This window comes from Delftia sp. DT-2 (genome assembly GCF_028401915.1).
Taxonomy (GTDB): Bacteria; Pseudomonadota; Gammaproteobacteria; order Burkholderiales; family Burkholderiaceae_C; genus Comamonas; species Comamonas tsuruhatensis.
Genome location: NZ_JAQOTI010000004.1, coordinates 158,763 through 177,148, shown reverse-complemented (window position 1 = coordinate 177,148; position 18,386 = coordinate 158,763). Strand labels below are relative to the sequence as shown.

The 18,386-nt window shown below is 68.6% G+C and carries 13 protein-coding genes, 1 tRNA gene and 1 pseudogene; 3 read left to right on the top strand and 12 right to left on the bottom strand.

Annotation, left to right across the window (positions count from 1 at the left end; genetic code table 11):
• Positions 1-5 precede the first annotated feature (5 nt).
• The 4 genes and pseudogenes from atzF to PO605_RS08060 all read right to left on the bottom strand — a co-directional run bounded on the left by atzF (position 6) and on the right by PO605_RS08060 (position 6,082).
• Positions 6-1,801, bottom strand: a pseudogene (gene atzF / locus PO605_RS08075) (allophanate hydrolase).
• A gap of 327 nt (positions 1,802-2,128) precedes the next feature.
• A tRNA-Arg gene (locus PO605_RS08070) sits at positions 2,129-2,205 on the bottom strand.
• Between the two features lie 85 nt (positions 2,206-2,290).
• Positions 2,291-4,048: a M14 family metallopeptidase gene (locus tag PO605_RS08065; protein ID WP_017404579.1), complete on the bottom strand. Its 1,758-nt coding sequence runs from the start codon at positions 4,046-4,048 to the stop codon at positions 2,291-2,293.
• A gap of 240 nt (positions 4,049-4,288) precedes the next feature.
• Positions 4,289-6,082 carry a DEAD/DEAH box helicase gene (locus tag PO605_RS08060; RefSeq protein ID WP_016449925.1) on the bottom strand — a complete coding sequence of 598 codons (1,794 nt, stop codon included), beginning with the start codon at positions 6,080-6,082 and terminating at the stop codon, positions 4,289-4,291.
• 267 nt (positions 6,083-6,349) lie between these two features.
• Between PO605_RS08060 and ettA the strand changes: the two genes are divergently transcribed.
• The 3 genes from ettA to PO605_RS08045 all read left to right on the top strand — a co-directional run bounded on the left by ettA (position 6,350) and on the right by PO605_RS08045 (position 11,972).
• On the top strand, positions 6,350-8,011 hold the full coding sequence (ettA, locus tag PO605_RS08055; protein ID WP_016449924.1) for an energy-dependent translational throttle protein EttA: 1,662 nt from the start codon (positions 6,350-6,352) through the stop codon (positions 8,009-8,011).
• Between the two features lie 60 nt (positions 8,012-8,071).
• Positions 8,072-10,657: a DUF1631 family protein gene (locus PO605_RS08050; protein ID WP_272206228.1), complete on the top strand. Its 2,586-nt coding sequence runs from the start codon at positions 8,072-8,074 to the stop codon at positions 10,655-10,657.
• A gap of 169 nt (positions 10,658-10,826) precedes the next feature.
• On the top strand, positions 10,827-11,972 hold the full coding sequence (locus tag PO605_RS08045; RefSeq protein ID WP_047468475.1) for an FAD-dependent monooxygenase: 1,146 nt from the start codon (positions 10,827-10,829) through the stop codon (positions 11,970-11,972).
• Positions 11,973-11,978: 6 nt separating this feature from the next.
• Here PO605_RS08045 and PO605_RS08040 read toward each other — a convergent pair whose 3' ends face one another.
• The 8 genes from PO605_RS08040 to PO605_RS08005 form a co-directional block, all read right to left on the bottom strand.
• Complete coding sequence (locus PO605_RS08040) at positions 11,979-12,989, bottom strand: P1 family peptidase (protein ID WP_016449921.1); 1,011 nt, start codon at positions 12,987-12,989, stop codon at positions 11,979-11,981.
• Between the two features lie 66 nt (positions 12,990-13,055).
• Positions 13,056-13,448: a copper-binding protein gene (locus PO605_RS08035; RefSeq protein ID WP_047474281.1), complete on the bottom strand. Its 393-nt coding sequence runs from the start codon at positions 13,446-13,448 to the stop codon at positions 13,056-13,058.
• A 15-nt stretch (positions 13,449-13,463) separates the two neighbouring features.
• On the bottom strand, positions 13,464-13,994 hold the full coding sequence (locus tag PO605_RS08030; RefSeq protein ID WP_047474283.1) for a DUF411 domain-containing protein: 531 nt from the start codon (positions 13,992-13,994) through the stop codon (positions 13,464-13,466).
• Between the two features lie 33 nt (positions 13,995-14,027).
• The gene (locus tag PO605_RS08025) at positions 14,028-14,519 is read right to left on the bottom strand and encodes a cupredoxin domain-containing protein (RefSeq protein ID WP_047474288.1); all 492 of its coding nucleotides are present in this window, start codon (positions 14,517-14,519) and stop codon (positions 14,028-14,030) included.
• A 20-nt stretch (positions 14,520-14,539) separates the two neighbouring features.
• Complete coding sequence (locus PO605_RS08020) at positions 14,540-15,922, bottom strand: multicopper oxidase family protein (RefSeq protein WP_047474285.1); 1,383 nt, start codon at positions 15,920-15,922, stop codon at positions 14,540-14,542.
• A 1-nt stretch (position 15,923) separates the two neighbouring features.
• A complete protein-coding gene (locus PO605_RS08015; protein WP_272206227.1) occupies positions 15,924-17,372 on the bottom strand; it encodes a TolC family protein in 1,449 nt (482 codons plus the stop codon).
• Positions 17,369-17,737 (bottom strand): hypothetical protein, encoded by a 369-nt coding sequence (locus PO605_RS08010; protein ID WP_047475138.1) that lies wholly within the window; start codon positions 17,735-17,737, stop codon positions 17,369-17,371. Before PO605_RS08010 ends, PO605_RS08015 begins: the two co-directional genes overlap by 4 nt.
• Positions 17,738-17,858: 121 nt before the next feature.
• The gene (locus tag PO605_RS08005) at positions 17,859-18,338 is read right to left on the bottom strand and encodes a hypothetical protein (RefSeq protein ID WP_231574568.1); all 480 of its coding nucleotides are present in this window, start codon (positions 18,336-18,338) and stop codon (positions 17,859-17,861) included.
• Between the last annotated feature and the right edge of the window lie 48 nt (positions 18,339-18,386).

The window sequence follows — 18,386 nt, the reverse complement described above, 5'->3', positions numbered from 1 at the left end:
CGGGGTTACTTGCGAGCCATGTAGGCGCGCCAGCCTCCGAGCGACGTAATGTCTTCGGCCCCTTGCGTGGCCCACGCTTCGCAGACGAAGCCCTGCACCGTGCGGCCGTCGATCAGTTCCAGCGTGCCGATGCCCAATGGCGAAGGGATCAATGCCACGAAGGAGCCGTAGCGCTCCACCGGTATCGCCCACAGTTCCACGGCGATGGGTGCGCCATCACCCGTGCGCACCAGGCCGGGCTTGGGAGGCACGGTGCCGGGCAGCGCGTAGAAGCGGTACGCGGCAGAGGTGTGGGTGCTTTCCAGTAGCGTGGCGCCGCGCTCGATGAGCTGGCCGTTGAGCGGCATGCCTGACAAATGGGCACCCACCACAGCGACGACGACCTGTCCGTCCAGATTGGTTGATGCAGGTGCGTCGATGGGCGGCAGGTCCTGCTGCGAGGCGCCACGTTTCCAGGGGGCGGCCGCCTGCCAGCGTCGGCCGAACTCGACCAACCGTGCCTCATGCCAGCCGGGCGCGATCAGAGTGATTCCGGCGGGCAGCCCGTCGGCGCGCATGCCAGCGGGCAGCGCGATGGCGCTCCAGTCGAGCAGGTTGACGAGTTCGTGTAGATGCCCATGCGCGAGTTCAGCGTGACTGGATCGGCCTGCAACTGCTCAATGGTGTAGATACTGGGTGCCGTGGGCACGAGCAGGCCGTCCAGCCCCTGCATCAGCGCCTCTGCCTTGCGTGCCAGCGCCATCCGGCGGTACTCGGCCTTGTAGGTGTCCACGGCGCTGAAGTTCTTCGCCTTGTCCACAATGCTGCGCACGACGGGGTGCACGACCTCGGGCCTGGTGTTCATGAGGTCCTCGATGGCCGCGTAGCGCTCACCGACCCATGGGCCTTCGTACAGCAGCGCGGCGACCTCGAAAAGCGGGGCGAAGTCGATGGGCCGCAGTTCCACGCCGATGGCTTCCAGCCGGCGCAGCGCATCGCTGTACACGCGCTCGGCATTCGCATCGCCGAACCAGTCGGGCGATGCCGGAATGCCCAGCACCGGCTTGGCAGGCCATGCAGCGGGACGAGCAGGGGCGCTGCGCGAGTACGCATCGGTGGCGTCGAAGCCGCCCATGGTGCGCAGCGCCGCATCGGCATCGCCGACGCTCAGTGCCATCACCGTGATGCAGTCCAGCGTGCGGCAGGCCGGCACGAGACCGGTGTTGCTCACCAGGCCACGTGTCGGTTTCAAGCCCACGAGGTTGTTGTGACCAGCAGGCACGCGGCCGGAGCCGGCCGTGTCGGTGCCCAATGCGAATGGCACCAGGCCGCGCGCCACTACCGAAGCAGAGCCCGAGCTGGAGCCCCCGCTGATGAATTCGGGCTTGAATGCGTTGGGCACGGGGCCATAAGGGGAGCGCGTGCCCACCAGGCCGGTAGCGAACTGGTCGAGGTTGGTTTTTCCGATGGCCACGGCGCCTGCCGCCTCCAACCGGTCGACAACCGTTGCATTGTGGGCTGGCAGGAATGCGAACTCGGGGCAGGCGCAGGTCGTTGCCAGCCCTGCCACGTCGATGTTGTCCTTGACGGCAAACGGTATGCCGTAAAGCGGGAGTTTGGACAAGTCTCCACCAACCGCTTCCCGTTGCTGCCCAAGCTGAACCAGCCGTGTGTGCAGGCCGTCCATGGACAAACGGGAAATCCAGGCGGTATCACCGTCCTTCAGACTGGCTAGCAGAGGCACCAGAAGATCTGAGGGCGCGGCGCCACGTTGGTAGGCAGATTGCCAGTCGGAGATAGTCCAGAACGCTGTATTGGTCATGTTTGATCGGTAGGTAGAGCGATGTGGAGGCCACCAGCTTGATCACAAGCGGAGAGGATTTGCGACGCTTGTCCGCATGGGTGGCTTCCTGTTGCAGCCCAGTATTACGAAATCAAAAAACTTCATACATACGTCAAACAGCGTATGGGCCGGTGACGCTGCGCTGATACGGGATGCATGGCCGAAGGTGTCGCGCTGAGCCCAAACGCAAAAAAGCCCCCTCGGCTGCCATCACGGCGCCGAGGGGGCTTTGTCGTTCTGAAGGCTGATTCTTCCCAAGTTCTTCCCAGGGGACCTGAGAAAAGTCGCGCTTCAGAGGGGAAAGACTGGCCTGCCCGGAGGGACTCGAACCCCCGACCTATTGCTTAGAAGGCAATTGCTCTATCCGGTTGAGCTACGGGCAGGTATGGCCGCTGACGGGCCAGCGCGGATCATACCCGCAATGGGCGGGCGCTCAGGGCTTGGCGGCGTGCCCTGGCGCCCTTGCCGTCATTCGGCGTCTTCTTCTTCCTCGAACACCACCGAAGGGGGGGCCATCACGCGCGCCATGTCGCTCAGCGTGGGCACCAGGCCGCGTGCGAGGTAGCTGTAGGGCGTGTCGGGCTCCAGCGCCGCAGCGGCAATATTGGCCATGGGCTGGTTCATCGACAGGTAGTAGCTGCCCACGGGTGCTTCGACGGCGCCGCGCGTGAGCGCATAGGCGCCGCTGGCGGGCGTGGCCGAGCGGGCCTCGTTGTACGAGTCGGCCAGCAGCTGGCCGGGCTCGGCCACCTTGAGCACTTGCAGGCCCAGCAGGCGCAGCCTGTCCACGGCGGTCTGGGCGCTGGCGGACAGCCAGTAGCCGCAGGAGCGCGGGCGCGACAGCGTGGTGCGGGCCTGCAGGGAGGCGTTCCAGTCCACGCGCACCTGCTGGTCGGCACCCGTGTCGGGCTGGATCATGGTGAGCGTGCGCTGCTCGGGCGTCTGCTCGGCCTGGACGGCCAGTTGCTGGTGGCAGGCGAGAGAGGCGGTCTCACGCGCCACGAAGGCCTGCACCTGGGTGAGGTCCTTGGCGCGCTCGGCGCTCGAATGCAGCATGCGTGTGGCGGCGGTGACCAGGGTGTGCACGCGCCGCTGGATGTGGGCGCGGCCCAGGTCCGAGCCACGGCTGCTGACCAGATAGCCCACCGAGTTCTTGAGTCCGCTGATGTTGCGCAGCGAATCGGGCGCCAGGCTGCCCATGGAGATGGACTTGTCCTGCAGCTCCTGGCTGGTGGTGTAGTACCAGTCGCTGCTCAGGCCGGCCTGCGACAGCGCGGTGCGCAGCGGTGCCGTGTACCACTCGCGCGCAGCCTTGGTCACGAATTCATTCTGGTTGGCCGTGGCCGAATACTGCAGCAGGGCGTCGTAGCGCTGTATGGCCTGGTACTTCTGCAGGAAGATGCTGGCGGCCGGGAATTCCTGCAGGTCCACCACGGCGACGGGGCGGTAGTCGCGTGCCAGCGTGGCCAGGGCCTTGGCCTCCGGCGTGTTCAGGAGCAGGTGGTCATGGGCGATGTCGGTGCCATCGGCTGCATTGCGCGTGCCGGCTTCCACGGCATCGGGGTTGGCGCGCGGGACCAGGATCACGTTGATCTGCTGCAGCAGCGGCTCCAGCAGGCCGCCGGGAGCGAGTTCGCGGGCAATGATGAGCAATGCCTCGGTCCCTGCAGGCTCGTCGCCATGCTGGCCGGCCACGAGCATGACCGTGGGGCGGCGGCTGTCATACAGCGCCGACGGCTGGATGCCGGGAGCGCGCGTGGCCACCAGGGCCTGGATGGGGCTGCCGCGCTGCGAGCTGCCGGGCTGCACGATTCCCAGGCGCGTGTCGCGGCCCAGAGATTTGCTGGCCTGGCTGTTCAGCCAGGAAGACAGTTCGCTGGCCGTGGTGAACTGGTTGCGCTGCGGCGCCAGGCCGGGCGTGTCATAGCGCGTGGCCGGGTCGGGGAAGCGCGCCGCCACGGCCGCGTTGTAGGGCAGGGGGACGAGGTTGTTGGCCGGTGCGATCGGCTGCGTGGTCGCCTGGGGCACCACGGGTATTTCCGGGGCCGGGCGGGTGGGCGTGGCCACCTGGGGCTTGGAGGACGTGGGCCACGGCGGCAGCGGCGTGCTGGAGCAGGCGGCCAGCAGGGCGGTGCATGCCAGGGCCGACCACCGCAGCCGGCCCTGTGGCAGCTCCGGATCGGGGCGCTGGCTGGAGGGTATGGCGGGTGGAGTCAGCAGTGTCATGGCGTGGCCTTGAGGAACCAGTCGTGTGGAATCTTGGGGAATCCGGGAAAAAGGGGTGCGGCCTTCAGTCGCCGCAGGCCGCAATGCTATCGGGATGATAGTCATGCAGGCTTGCGGCGCGCTGTCGGCTGAAGGCGCAATCTGTGCAATGCAAAAGGGCTGCAGCCCCGGGGAGATGCAGCCCTTTGGGCTGGTGCAATGCCCGGCATGCCGCCTGGCACGCCGGGTATTCAGTGCCGGTCAGCGACCGTAGCCGCCGCGCGAGGAGCCGCCACGGCCACCGCCGCCGAAGCCACCACCGCCGCCGCCACCGCGGTTGAAACCACCGCCGCCGCGGCGGCCGCGTTCGGCCATGGTGTCCACGCTGGTGCGCATCGGGTCGGGTTGGCCGCCACCGGCACCGCCGCGCGGTCCGCTGCTGCGTGCATGGCCGAGCTGCGTGCCCAGGTGGGCATCAGCGCGCGGGGGCTGGTCGTCGAAGCGACGGCCACCGCCGCCTTCGCCGTCAGGACGCGGGCCGCGACGGGGGGCGTTCTGGGGACCTGCCTTGGGGCGGTGAGCAGCGCCGGAGCCGTTGCCCGGACCGTCGAAGCGGTCGCGGCGCGGCTTGTTGTTGGCGCCTGCGCCGGCGTGGTTGCGGCCACGGCCCTGGCCGCCTGCGCTGCCTTCGGAGCGGCCTTCGTCCGAGCCTGCCTTGGGTGCTGCCTGGCCACGGCCGCCTGCACGACCGCCGCGGTCGGGCTGGGCAGCCTTGTTGGTGCGGATGCGGTCCATCATTTCCTGGCGCGCAGCCTTGGCGGCGGCCTGCATGACGTCACGGCTGGGCGGCTTGCCCGCGCCGCCCCAGATGGTCTGGCGGCCCATGGCGATGGGTTCGGCCACTTCGCCTTCTTCCGGGCCGAAGCCTTCGAGCACCTGCACGGGGATTTCCTGCTTGGTGAAGCGCTCGATGTCCATCATGAAGCCTTCTTCGTCCATGCACACGAGGCTGACGGCATGGCCTTCGCGCCCGGCACGGCCCGTGCGGCCGATGCGGTGCACGTAGTCTTCGGAGACGTTGGGGATTTCGTAGTTCACGACGTGCGGCAGCTCATCGATGTCGATGCCGCGTGCAGCGATGTCGGTGGCCACCAGTGCGCGCAGCTCGCCGGTCTTGAAGCCGGCCAGTGCCTGGGTGCGTGCGCTCTGGCTCTTGTTGCCGTGCAGCGCCATGGCGCTGATGTTGTTCTTGGTCAGGAATTCGGCAACGTTGTTGGCGCCGAACTTGGTGCGCGTGAACACCAGAACCTGGCTCCAGTTGTTCTCGTTGATGATGTGCAGCAGCACCTGCTTTTTCTTGCCGCGGCCCACGGGGTGGATCACCTGGGTGATGCGCTGCACGGTGGTGTTGCTGGGCGTGACCTGGATGGACTGCGGATTGCGCAGCAGGCCGTTGGCCAGGTCGCGGATCTCGTCGCTGAAGGTGGCCGAGAACAGCAGGCTTTGCTTTTCCTTGGGCACCAGGGCCAGCACCTTCTTGACGTCGTGGATGAAGCCCATGTCCAGCATGCGGTCGGCTTCGTCGAGCACCAGGACTTCGACGGTGGACAGGTCCATGAAGCCTTGCTGCTGCAGATCCAGCAGGCGGCCCGGCGTGGCGACCAGGATGTCCACGCCCTTCTTGATGCGGTCGATCTGGGGCTTCATGCCCACGCCGCCGAAGATGACGGTGGAGTTGATGTCCAGGTACTTCGCGTAGCTGCGCACCGATTCCTCGACCTGCGCTGCGAGTTCACGCGTGGGCGTCAGCACCAGGGCGCGGATGCCCTTGCCGCCGAACTTGTTGCGCGGCACCTGGCCTTGCGAGAGGCGGTGCAGCATGGGCAGGGTGAAGGCCGCGGTCTTGCCGGTGCCGGTCTGGGCGCCTGCCAGCAGGTCGTGGCCGGCGAGCACCGCCGGAATGGCCTGTGCCTGGATGGGAGTCGGGTTCTCGTAACCCTCCTCAAGCACGGCCTTCAGAATGGCGGGAGCCAGATTCAGTTCTTCAAATGTCATGTGATCAAAGATGCGCCCGTCCGGGGCGCTGGGTATCAGCCTGCCGAGGCAACCAGGGCGGTTGCCGGACCAGTCGTAGGCGGATGAGGTTCAATGTCGGGAGCCTGGAAAACAGCGTCCATCGTCCCCAGCTGGAATGCTGATGTCACGGGCAACTGGAACCCGCAACGCAGGGTATTGTCGCATGCGCCGATAATCACGGCTGGCGTGCAACCGATTTGTTGCCCGGTTTTTGCAGAAATCAACGATTCAAGTACTCGGACCAGAATGGCTCAATACGTTTTTTCGATGAACCACCTCACCAAGACCGTGCCGCCCAAGCGGCAGATCTTGAAGGATATCTCTCTCAGCTTTTTCCCGGGCGCCAAGATCGGCGTGCTGGGTCTGAACGGCTCTGGCAAGTCCTCGCTGCTCAAGATCATGGCCGGGGTGGACAAGGAATTCGAAGGCGAGGCGCTGCCCATGCAGGGCCTGTCCATCGGCTATCTGCCGCAGGAGCCTCAGCTCAATCCAGAGCACACGGTGCGCCAGGCCGTGGAAGAGGCCATGGCCGAAGTCAACGCGGCCCGCGCGCGCCTCGATGAAATCTACGCCGCCTACGCCGAGCCCGACGCCGACTTCGACGCGCTGGCTGCCGAGCAAGGCGAGCTGGAAGCCAAGATCGCCGCTGCCGGCACCGACTCCGAGCACCAGCTGGAGATCGCCGCCGACGCCCTGCGCCTGCCGGCCTGGGACGCCGTGATCGGCAAACTGTCCGGCGGCGAGAAGCGCCGCGTGGCGCTGTGCAAGCTGCTGCTGTCCAAGCCCGACATGCTGCTGCTGGACGAGCCCACCAACCACTTGGACGCCGAGTCCGTGGAATGGCTGGAGCAGTTCCTGCACCGCTTCACCGGCACCGTGGTGGCCATCACCCACGATCGCTACTTCCTGGACAACGCCGCCGAGTGGATCCTGGAACTGGACCGTGGCCACGGCATTCCCTACAAGGGCAACTACTCCGAGTGGCTGATCCAGAAGCAAAACCGCCTGGAGTCCGAGCAAAAGGGCGAGGAAGCCCGTGCCAAGGCCCTAAAGAAGGAACTGGAGTGGGTTCGCCAGAACGCCAAGGGCCGCCAGGCCAAGTCCAAGGCCCGTATCGCGCGCTTCGAGGAACTGAGCGATTTCGAATACCAAAAGCGCAATGAAACCCAGGAAATCTTCATTCCTGTGGCCGAGCGCCTGGGCACCCAGGTCATCGAGTTCAACAACGTCACCAAGAGCTTTGGCGACCGCGTGCTCATCGACAACCTGACCATGAACATCCCCGCTGGCGCCATCGTCGGCATCATCGGCCCCAACGGCGCCGGCAAGTCCACGCTGTTCAAGCTGATCGCGGGGCGCGAGCAGGCCGATTCCGGCGAAGTCATCGTGGGCCAGACGGTCAAGATGGCCTATGTGGAGCAGACGCGTGACGCGCTGGCCAACGACAAGACGGTGTGGGAAGACATCTCGGGCGGGCTGGACATCATCAACGTCGGCAAGTTCCAGATGGCCTCGCGCGCCTACGCAGGCCGCTTCAACTTCAACGGACAGGACCAGCAAAAGAAGGTCGGCAACCTCTCCGGCGGCGAGCGCGGCCGCCTGCACCTGGCCAAGACGCTGATCCAGGGCGGCAACGTGCTGCTGCTGGACGAACCCTCCAACGACCTGGACGTGGAAACCCTGCGCGCGCTGGAAGATGCGCTGCTGGAGTACGCGGGCACGGTGCTGGTGATCTCCCACGATCGCTGGTTCCTCGACCGCATCGCCACGCACATCCTGGCCGCCGAAGGCGATTCGCAGTGGGTGTATTTCGACGGCAACTACCAGGAGTACGAAGCCGATAAGAAAAAGCGTCTGGGCGAAGAAGGCGCCAAGCCCAAGCGCATGCGCTACAAGGCACTGAAGTAAGCATCAAAGGCAAGCCTCAAAGCGCCTCCGGCACGGGCTGGAGCCTGTATTCTTCGGGCCATGAATCCTCCACCCGTTTCTGTTGCCGCGTTGCAGGCCTGCCTGGTGCAGGCTGTCCGCGGCTCGGAGGCGCTGATCCTGCGGCTGCTGCAGCGCACGGCTCATGCCATGGAGCAGGCCGAGCTGCCTGGCTCCGGCCTGCCGCGCCGCGCTGAAATCCCCGAGGCGCTGGAATTGCTGGCCCGCCACCGGGCCGCCATGCTCAAGGGCTATGGGCTGGCGCTGCTGGAATGCTTTGGCCAATCCGGTGGCGCTGCCGCCTGGCCGCCGGTGCCGGGCATCTCCGGTGCGTCCGGTGTGCCCGGCACCACCGATTTCGCCTCCCTCTCCCTGCTGGATGACTCCGTGCTGCAGTCGCAGCTGGCCCACCAGCGCCTGCTGCAGCATGTGGCTCCGCAGGTGGAGATCGCACTGGCCGAGCTCGATGCCCTGGTCAGCGCCATCCAGGGCCTGGACCGTGTCCAGCCCGAACGCAACCCGCTCAGGCCCCACAACTATGTGCAGGCGCTGCAGCGCGTGATCGACGACACCGGGGTCGAGCCCGAATGCGCCGCCTGCTGGCTGGGCTTCATGCGCGAGCATCTGGGCGCATTGCTGGTATCCGAGTACGGCCATGTGGCCCAGTCCCTGCGCGACCAGGGCGTGCAGCCTGCCGCCTATGGCGTGGCACCGCCGCCCGAGCCGGGCCGGCGCCAGACCGACATGCCGGGGCCGAACCGCTGGCGTGCGCCTTCACACTATGGCGATGCCGTGGCACAGAGCCGCGCCTACGGCGCCTTCGGCCAGCAGGCGCAGGAAGATGAGTTGACGCGGCGCCTGGTGGCCGCCCTGCTGTCCGACCCCCGCTGGATGGATTCACACCGCGAGGCGCCCGCTGCGGCGCCTTCTTCCATGCTGGCCCAACCATCCGCCTATTCCGTGCCCGGGCAGTTTGCGCCGGCCATGGACGGCGCAAGCCGGCTGCAGACCACCGCCTGGCAGGGCAGCGAGACGGCACCCACCGTGCTGGCGGCGCTGCCCGAAGGCTGGACCTCGCTGAGCTGCATGGCGCTGGAGTCCGTGCAGCACCACTCGGCCCAGCTGGAGCAGCTGATGCAGGCCCTGCAGCCACAGGAGCCGCAGGAGCCTCCCCCCGGCGCGCGCGCCGACGACGGCGCGGCGCTGCACACGCTGCAGCGCATGATGCGCTTCATGGCCGCCGACACGCGCCTGCTGCCTTCCGTGCAGCGCACGGTGGGCCGGCTGGAGCCGCTGCTGCAGCAACTGGTGGTCCAGGACACGCGCTTTTTCGAGGACCGCAATCACCCTGCGCGCCAGTTGCTCGACGAGCTGACGGCGCGCAGCCTGTGGTTCGACAGTGAATCCGCACCGGGCTATGGCCAGTTCCTGCAGGTGGCCGATTACGCTGCCAAGCGGCTGGCGGCCCTGCAGCGCGCCGATGCATCGGCCTTTGCCACGGTGCTGCAGCAGCTGCGTGACGGTTGGGGCGGCAGCGGCATGCAGCCCGTGGGCCCGAGCGAAGCGCCTGAAGATGGCACGGTGACCGGCCCCGTCTCGGCCGCGCTCCGGCGCGTGGAAGGGCGGCGTGCGGACCCGCGCTGGCCGGAAACCGTCATGCCCCGGGCCGAGCAGATCGCAGCCGCCATCCGGCGCCTGCCCAGTGCCCAGGGCGTACCCGATGACATCCTGGAATTCGCCACGGGGCCGTGGGCCCAGGTGATTGCCAGCGTCCAGGAGCCTGTGGACGGCAGCGAGGCCCGCGACCCCGGTGGCTACCTCGCCCTGGTGCCCAGCCTGCTGTGGAGCGTGTCCGCACACGCCGGCCGCGATACCGACCGGCTGGTGGCGCTGGCGCCGCGCCTGCAGGCCCGGCTGCGCGCCGGCCTGCGCAGCGTGGGGCGCACGGAGGAGGAGATCCAGGCCTTTGCCGCGCGCCTGGCCGGCCTGCACCAGGATGCGCTGGATGCGGGTGTGGTCCGCCAGCCCATAGAGAGCGTGGATATTTATCTGGACTCCGTGCCGCCCACCGTCTATGGGTCGGACTCGGTGCTGGCGTCCCTGCCTTCCCGGTTCGATGCTGCCGGGCCCGGCCAGGCCAGGCCCGGCTCCTCGGCAGCGCGCCTGCCACAGTCGTTGTTCGGCGTGGCGGCCTCCATGCCGGTGCCGCTGGATGTGCCGCAGCCCATGGCGAGCGATATGGCGCACGAGATGGCCACCCTGACCGAGCAGGACCTGGAGCTGCCCGAGGCGCTGCAGGACGAGCTGCCTGCCCCCCCGGCCGTTGCGGCGTCGCCGACCAGGATGCCCGGCGAGCCTGCCGGGCCCCAGGTGAGGCCGCATGCGACATCCGTGGCACCTGCACCTGAACCTGCGGCACCCGTGGCGCCCGTGGTGTCCGAGGACTGGGCGCTGGGCACCTGGGTGGAGCTGTCCAATGCCCGGCAGAGCATCCGCACCCAGCTGACCTGGGTCAGCCCGCAGCAGACGCTGTTCCTGTTCACGGCCACGGATGGCAGCACCCAGTCCATGACGCGCCGCATGCGCGACAAGCTGCTGGCGCAAGGGCAGCTGCGGCGCGTGGACTGAGGCGCCTGCCGGACATGCGCCGGCGCCGATGGGACGAATCGTGCCCAATTCGGGCGTTGCGGAGGTTGAGGCTTGAGGCGCGTCAAAAAGACAATGTCCTGCATCGATGCGCCCCGGATCACGGGGCGCATCACCACCGAATAGACCCCACCAGCAGGAGACAGGAACCATGGCGCGTTTGAGGATAGGCATCGTCGGAGCAGGCATTGGCGGATTGGCGGCAGCCAATGCGCTGCACCAGGCAGGGCATGAAGTATTGGTGTTCGAGCAAAGTCGGCAGTTCCTGCGCGTGGGCGCGGACATCAACCTCACGCCCAATGCCGTGCGCGCCCTCGATGGCCTGGGCGCCGACATCGCCGCCGCCGTGCGTGCCAGCGCCGCACGGCCCACGCACCGCATCAGCCGCAACTGGGACACGGGCGAGGAAACCTCACGCCTGACCATGGGTGACGAGGCCGAGCGCAAATACGGCGCGCCCCAGCTCACCATCCACCGCGCGGACCTGCTGGCGGCCCTGGCCGATGCCTTTCCGCTGGACCAGGTGCAGTTGGGCAAGCGCGCCAGCCAGATCACGCAGACAGGGCACGGCGTGGACATCGCCTTCACCGATGGCAGCGAAGTGGCCGGGCTGGACGCACTCATTGGCGCGGACGGCATCCACTCCGTGGTGCGCGCGGCCGTGTTCGGAGCCGAAAGCCCGCGCTTCACGGGCGTGGTGGCCTTCCGCGCGGTGGTGCCTACCGAGCGCGTGCGCCATGTGCCCGACATCCAGGCCTTCACCAAATGGTGGGGCGCCACGCCGCAAAGCCAGATCGTGACCTTTCCGCTGAACCAGGGGCGCGATACCTTCATCTTTGCCACCACGGCCCAGGAATCGTGGCATGAGGAATCCTGGACCACGCCCGGCAGCGTCGAGGAGTTGCGCGGCTTCTATGCCGATTTCCATCCCGACGCGCGGGCGCTGCTCGACGCCTGCGACACGGTGCTCAAGACCGCGCTGTACGAGCGCGATCCCCTGCCGGCCTGGTCGCAGGACCGCATCACGCTGCTGGGCGATGCCTGCCACCCGATGATGCCCTTCATGGCCCAGGGTGCGGGCATGGCCATCGAGGATGCCGTGGTGCTGGCGCGCAACCTGGACGCTGCCCAGGGATCGCAGCAGGTGCCCGCTGCCCTGGCGCGCTACCAGGCCATGCGCATGCACCGCACCAGCGAGATCCAGATCGGCTCGCGCGGCAACAACTGGCTGCGCGCCGGTGGCAATGCCGATGGCGTCTACGGCTACGACGCCTGGGCGGTGGCACTGCAGGCCTGAACCCGGTCAGGGCCGGCAGGCGGCCAGCTCCCTGGCACAGGGCAGCTCCAGCCCTTCGGCCGTGGTCAGCGACTGCGCGGCCAGCACGGCGCGCACCGTGGCCAGGGCCACGGCCTCGGCGGCCATGGCGGACAGGGTCAGCATACCCAGCGAGTGCTCGGCCAGGCCCGTGCCCAGGGCGAACAGGGTGTCGCCATCGCTCATGGTGTGCACGGGTCGTATGGCGCGTGCCAGGCCGTCATGGGCCACCACGGCCAGGCGCTGGGCCTGGGCCTTGGTGATGCGTGCATCGGTGGCAACCACGCCGATGGTGGTGTTGGTGCCTGCCAGCAGCGGCCGGGGCTCTTCGCCGCGCAGCAAGGCACGGCAGGTGTCGTGCAGCTGGCGGCCATCGGGGCTGCGCGCGCCGGCCAGCAGCACGCCGCTGTGGGGATCGACCACATCGCCCACGGCATTGCAGGCGATCAGCGCGCCCACGGTGACGCCGTGCACGGTGAGCGAGGCCGTGCCGATGCCACCCTTCATGGCGCGATCCATGCCGAAGACCTTGCCCACGCAGGCGCCCATGCCGGCGCCCACATTGCCCTCGGCAGGCCGCGCGGCGCTGGCGGCCTGGCAGGCCGCATGGCCGGCATCGGCACCCGGGCGGATGCGGCTGTCGCCCACCGCCAGGTCGAACAGCACGGCGGCCGGCACGATGGGCACGCGGCCCACGCCCACATCCAGCCCTATTCCCTGCTCATCGAGCCAGCGCATGGCGCCGCTGGCCGCGTCCAGCCCCCATGCGCTGCCGCCCGAGAGCATGACGGCATGCACCTGCTGCACCAGGTTGGAGGGATGCAGCAGGTCGGTCTCGCGGGTGCCGGGGGCGGCGCCACGCACATCGCAGCCTCCCACGGCACCGCCGCGCGCCAGCACGACGGTGCAGCCCGTGGGGCGGCGGGCATCGGTGTGGTGGCCTACCTCGATGCCCTGTACGCGGGTGATGGAGCCGGGGTCTGAGTCGGTGCTTGGCATGCGCTGCTCTGCTCTGTGATGGACAGGCCTTCACCTTAGCCGAAACAACAGCCCTGCACCCGGTCTTCAGCGCAGCACTTCCAGCTGCGTGACCACGAAGGCGCCCTGGTCCTGCTCGGCGCGAAAGCGCACCTTGTCGCCCGCCTTGAGGGCGGGCTCGGGTGCAGCCACGCGCAGCTGGAAGACCATGGTCATGGGCGGCATGCCCAGGTTCTTGAGTTCGCCGTGGCGCAGCGTGACCTTGCTGGTGCGTGCATCCCAGCGCGTGACCTCGCCTTCGCTGAGGTCCTGGCTGGCGGCGGCAGGTTCGGTTTCGGCAGATTGCGCGCCATGCGCCGCATGGTCGTGGGCCGTGGCCTGGGCACCGGCCCAGGCCGGGATCAGCGCGGCGGCAAGGGCCAGGCGCACGGCAAGGGCGGTACGGGACGTACGGGAAACAAGGAGGGCTGTGTTGTGCATGGTGTGCTCCGGGGTTCAGCGGTAGCTGGTGAAGGTGCGGGTGGAAACGTCGCTGTTCATGAGGTTCTTGGTGATCAGCAGCACCTCGTAGGGGTCCTTGCGGCCGCCGTACTCGGGGCCGTCCATGCCAGGGCTGCCCACGGGCATGCCGGGCACGGCAATGCCCACCGCCTTGGGCTTTTGCTTGAGCAGCTTGTGCACGTCTGCCGCAGGCACATGGCCTTCGAGCGCATAGCCTTCGACCAGGGCCGTGTGGCAGGAGCCCAGGCGCGCCGGAATGCCTAGCCTGGCGCGCACGGCGTTGTTGCCGGTGTCGTGCACGGTGACGGCAAAGCCGTTGTGCTCCATGTGCACCACCCAGTCCTGGCAGCAGCCGCAGTTGGGGTCCTTCCAGACCTCGACGGGGATGCGGGTGCTGGGTGCTTCTTTGGGCACCGTGGGTGCAGCCGCCCACAGCGAAGGGGCGGCGAATGCCGTGCAGGCCAGGGCCATGCGGCGCAGCGCACTGCGGCGCGGGTGGGCGGATGCCATGCGTTCATGTTTCATGGGGTGCTCCTGAAGGGGGAAGAAGTGGCGCGCTCATTGCGTCACCGTGATGGTTCCGCGCATGCCGGCCTGGTAGTGGCCGGGGATGAGGCAGGCAAAGTCGAAGCTGCCTTCGCGGTTGAAATTCCAGACCAGGTCGCCGGATTTGCCGGGCGAGACATGGGCCATGTAGGGCTCGCCGTGCTCCATGGTGGGAAACTTGAGCATCATCTGCGCGTGCTCGTCCAGCGAGGCCGGTGTGCCCAGCACGATCTCGTGCATGACCTGGCCCTTGTTGGCCACGCGCAGGCGCACCGTCTCGCCGCGCTTGACGCTGATGCGCTCTGGCGTGAAGCGCATGTTGTCGCTCATGTCCAGGGTGATGGTGCGCCGGGCGGCCGAGGCATCGCCGGCAATGCCCCAGGGCTTTTGCTCCTTGACCGCGGCGGCCTTGGGAGCGTCATCGTGGGTTTCGCTGCCATGGGCGAAGACGGCAGCGGGGCCGGCGAGCAGTGCGGTGGCGAGGAGGAGGGCAAAGGTGTTCATGAGGTGCTCCTTGGATGGCATCAGTGGTGCTCATGGCCCGCACCGGGCTTGCGCACGCTGGGTGCGCCGGGGGACTGGCCGGGCGTGGTCTGGCGCGGCGCGGAGGCCTCGGCCGCCGGCCCCTTCCATTCATAGGCCACGCGGCCCTTGGGGTGATTGAACCAGCCCGGGTCGCCGTAGTCGTTGGCGCCCAGCTGCTCGCGCACCTTGAGGGTGGTGAACATGCCGCCCATCTCGAGGGGGCCGAAGGGGCCCGTGCCCGTCATCATCGGGAAGGTGTTGTCGGGCAGCGGCATTTCCATGGCGGCCATGTCGCCCATGCCGCGCTCGCCCATGACCATGTAGTCGGGCACGATCTTCTGGATCTTGCCGACCAGGCCCCGGTGGTCCACGCCGATCATGGTCGGCGTGTCGTGGCCCATGGCGCCCATGGTGTGGTGGCTCTTGTGGCAGTGCAGGGCCCAGTCGCCCAGCTCGTCGGCGATGAACTCCACTTGGCGCATCTGGCCCACGGCCACGTCGGTGGTCACCTCGGGCCAGCGCGCGGACCGGGGCACGGGGCCGCCGTCCGTGCCCGTGACCTCGAATTCGTGGCCGTGCAGGTGGATGGGGTGGTTGGTCATGGTCAGGTTGCCCACGCGCAGGCGCACCCGGTCGCCGCGCCTGGCGACGACGGGGCTGATGGCGGGGAACACCCGGCTGTTGAAGGTCCAGATGTTGAAGTCCGTCATCTCGGCCACGCGCGGCGTCATGGAGCCGGGCTCCACGTCGTAGGCCGACAGCAGGAAGGCGTAGTCGCGCTGGACCTCGGCAATCTGCGGGTGCGCGGCCTTCGGGTGCGTGATCCACAGCCCCATCATGCCCATGGCCATCTGCACCATCTCGTCGGCATGCGGGTGGTACATGAAGGTGCCGGGGCGGCGCGCCGTGAACTCGTAGACGAAGGTCTTGCCGGGCGGGATGTGCGGCTGGGTCAGGCCGCCCACGCCGTCCATGCCGTTGGGCAGGCGCTGGCCGTGCCAGTGCACGGTGGTGTGCTCGGGCAGGCGGTTGGTCACGAAGATGCGGACCTGGTCGCCTTCCACCACCTCGATGGTGGGGCCGGGGCTCTGGCCGTTGTAGCCCCACATGTTGACGAAGAAGCCCGGCGCCACCTCGCGCACCACGGGCTCGGCCACCAGGTGGAATTCCTTGACGCCTGCGTTCATGCGCCAGGGGGTGGTCCAGCCGTTGAGCGTGACCACGGGGCGGTAGGGGCGGCCGTTGGGCGGGGCCAGCGGGGCGGCGGTTTCGGCCGAGGACTGGGTCGCTGCCTCGGGCAGGGCGGCCAGGGCCGCGCGGCTGACGGCGGCACTGGAGACGGCGGCCACGGCGGCGCCGGTGAAGAAATTGCGGCGGTTCATGTCAGTGGCTCGCTTCGTTGGTGGGAGTGGGCGCGGCAGCGCTGGCGGCAGCCTGGATGGCTCCCGGCGACGTGCCGGTCAGTGCCAGCTGCAGGTCGGTCTCTGCCAGCCAGAAGTCGCGCTGCGCATCGGTGGCGGTGGCCACGGCCTGGGCGCTGCTGCGGGCCTCGGCCAGCAATTGCCAGACGCTGACGAACATGCCGTTGTAGCGAAGCATGGTTTCGTCCTGGATGAAGCGGCGCAGCGGCAGCACCTCGGCCTGCTGCTGGTGGGCCAGGTCCCAGGCCGTGCGGTAGCGCATCCAGCTGCTGCGCGCCTCGGCGCGAGCCTGGATGGCGCCTTGCTGCAGCTGGGCCGCGCTGCGCTGCAGCTCGGCGCGCGCGCGGCCGCTGGCAGCGCCGCCCCAGTCGAACAGCGGCACGGGCAGGTCGATCTCCCAGCCGCGTGTCACATCGCTGTGGCCAGTGGCCCGGTCCGTGGCGGTGTTGCGGCTGTAGCCCAGGCCGATGTCGCCGAAGATGGCGCCGGCGCGCGCCCAGCCCCGGCGCTCGCCCAGATGGTCCAGGTCGCGGCGCAGGGCGCGCAGGTCCAGGCGCTCGCGCAGCGCGGTGGCCTCGGCATCGTCCCCGGCGCGCAACTGCGTGGCGGCCTGCGGGATGGCGGGCAACTGGTCGGGCAGCTTGAAATCGATGCGCCGTCCCCACAGGCCCATCAGGCGGGCCAGTTGCTCATGCTCGGCCGTGGCGGCCAGGCGCGCACGCGCCAGCTGCGCTGCGGTGTCCTGCTGGATGCTGAGCTCGCGCGCCTGCTGCAGCCGGCTGAAGTTGCCCACGCGGGCCATGCGCCGCGCCAGCTCGGCACCGGCCTCGGCCGCCTCGTGCATGCGCTCGCTGGACGCCAACTGCTGGCGTGCGGCCACGGCGCGCAGCCAGGCGCGGCGCGTGTCGGCGGCCAGCCGCAGCACGTCCTGCGCGGCGGTCAGCGTGGCCTGTTCCATCTGCATGCCCTGCCAGCGACTGCGCCAGGGCAGGGTGATCAGGCTGATCAGGCCAAAGCTCAGCTGGCGCTCGGTCTCGCGCTCGTCGCTGCTGACCATGCGGCCCAGGGTCAGCGTGGGGTTGGGCAGCGTCAGGGCCTGCACGCGGTCTGCATCCTGCACGCCCAGTTGCGCCAGGCGCGCCTGCAGGCCGGGATTGTTGAGCAGTGCGATGCGCACGGACTGGTCCATGTCCAGCGGCTGGCGCAGCCACTCGTCGATGCGCTGCTGCGCCGCGTCGCGGGCCTGCAGATCGGTTGGCGGCAGCTGGGCGCCGTCCGGCAGGCGGCTGGCGGTATGGGACTGAACCGCGCCGCGCAGGCCGTCGGGCGAGATGCTGGCGCAGCCGGCCAGGGCCAGCACGGCAGCCATGGCGCCGACCAGCCGGGTGGGGGCGAAGACGGTGCGCTTCATGGCCGGCCTCCGTGCTGCATGTGAGAGCCGTGCGGGGACGGCGCAGGCGTGGATCGGCCGGCCTGGGCCGCCTCCCAGCGCAGGATGTCCACATGGCCGTTGGGAAACTCGGCCACGGCGGCATTGGCCTGGCGCCAGTCGGTCAGTTCGGTTTCCACGGCGCCGCTGGGCGGCAGGGCCGCATGGCGCAGGGGCAGGCTGGCGGCTGCCGGATCGATGGCGCCGGTCAGGCCTGCGGACGAAGAGGCCGGCGGATGCTTGCCGTCATGGACCTGGGCCCAGGCCGCGGGGCTGGAGACGGCAAGGGCCGCCAGCCCGAAATGGATGAGGGGGATGAGGGGGGCGAGAAAATGCGCGCGGCGCATGGTGATCTCCTGAATGCGTAACGGGTGACGCATCCGCAGCCAAGCGCCCTGCCATGCCCGAGAACGGGCTGCCCATGGACGGGCGGCAGGGATGGCGCGGACGCACTTCGGGCGTCAGGCTTCAGGAAATGGGTGGCTTGATGGCCTGCAGCTTGGCCGCGCTGGCAAAGCGCGTGCTGCCTTGGGGGCGCAGTGCGGCGGACGGCGCAGCGCCGTCCGAACCGATCTGGCCAGGGGTGAAAAGGGCCGAATGGCAGATGCCGCACAGGGTGCAGCTGGGCCCATGTTCATGTTCGCCGCAGCTGCCGCCCGCCTGGGGAGCGCAGCCTGCACTGTGCTCGGCGTGTGATGCGTGATCCGGGCCGTGGTCTGCGGCGTGCGCCGCGTGATGCTGCTCGGGGCTGTCCGGCGATTGCGTGATTTCCAGCGCGACTTCCCGCGCGATTTCGGGCGCATGGTGGTGGAGTGCCGACGCCGGATCCAACGCTGGCGCAGATGCGGCAGCCGGCGCCAGGGCCGACATGACGGGCGCAGCCCCCATGGCCATGGCGTCGCCCAGCAGGCCACGAAGGACCAGCAGCAAGACCAGGACAATGGACAAGGGGCGACGCATAGGCATGGATGATACCGGACGGTGCCGCGAAGTTCC

Bases quoted from the DNA above. Each gene is read 5' to 3' on its own strand.
- PO605_RS08020 (WP_047474285.1), bottom strand. From the start codon at position 15,922: ATGAACCGCCGCAATTTCTTCACCGGCGCCGCCGTGGCCGCCGTCTCC.
- PO605_RS08050 (WP_272206228.1), top strand. From the start codon at position 8,072: ATGAATCCTCCACCCGTTTCTGTTGCCGCGTTGCAGGCCTGCCTGGTG.
- PO605_RS08060 (WP_016449925.1), bottom strand. From the start codon at position 6,082: ATGACATTTGAAGAACTGAATCTGGCTCCCGCCATTCTGAAGGCCGTG.
- PO605_RS08015 (WP_272206227.1), bottom strand. From the start codon at position 17,372: ATGAAGCGCACCGTCTTCGCCCCCACCCGGCTGGTCGGCGCCATGGCT.
- ettA (WP_016449924.1), top strand. From the start codon at position 6,350: ATGGCTCAATACGTTTTTTCGATGAACCACCTCACCAAGACCGTGCCG.
- PO605_RS08045 (WP_047468475.1), top strand. From the start codon at position 10,827: ATGGCGCGTTTGAGGATAGGCATCGTCGGAGCAGGCATTGGCGGATTG.
- PO605_RS08035 (WP_047474281.1), bottom strand. From the start codon at position 13,448: ATGCACAACACAGCCCTCCTTGTTTCCCGTACGTCCCGTACCGCCCTT.
- PO605_RS08030 (WP_047474283.1), bottom strand. From the start codon at position 13,994: ATGAAACATGAACGCATGGCATCCGCCCACCCGCGCCGCAGTGCGCTG.
- PO605_RS08010 (WP_047475138.1), bottom strand. From the start codon at position 17,737: ATGCGCCGCGCGCATTTTCTCGCCCCCCTCATCCCCCTCATCCATTTC.
- PO605_RS08025 (WP_047474288.1), bottom strand. From the start codon at position 14,519: ATGAACACCTTTGCCCTCCTCCTCGCCACCGCACTGCTCGCCGGCCCC.
- PO605_RS08065 (WP_017404579.1), bottom strand. From the start codon at position 4,048: ATGACACTGCTGACTCCACCCGCCATACCCTCCAGCCAGCGCCCCGAT.
- PO605_RS08040 (WP_016449921.1), bottom strand. From the start codon at position 12,989: ATGCCAAGCACCGACTCAGACCCCGGCTCCATCACCCGCGTACAGGGC.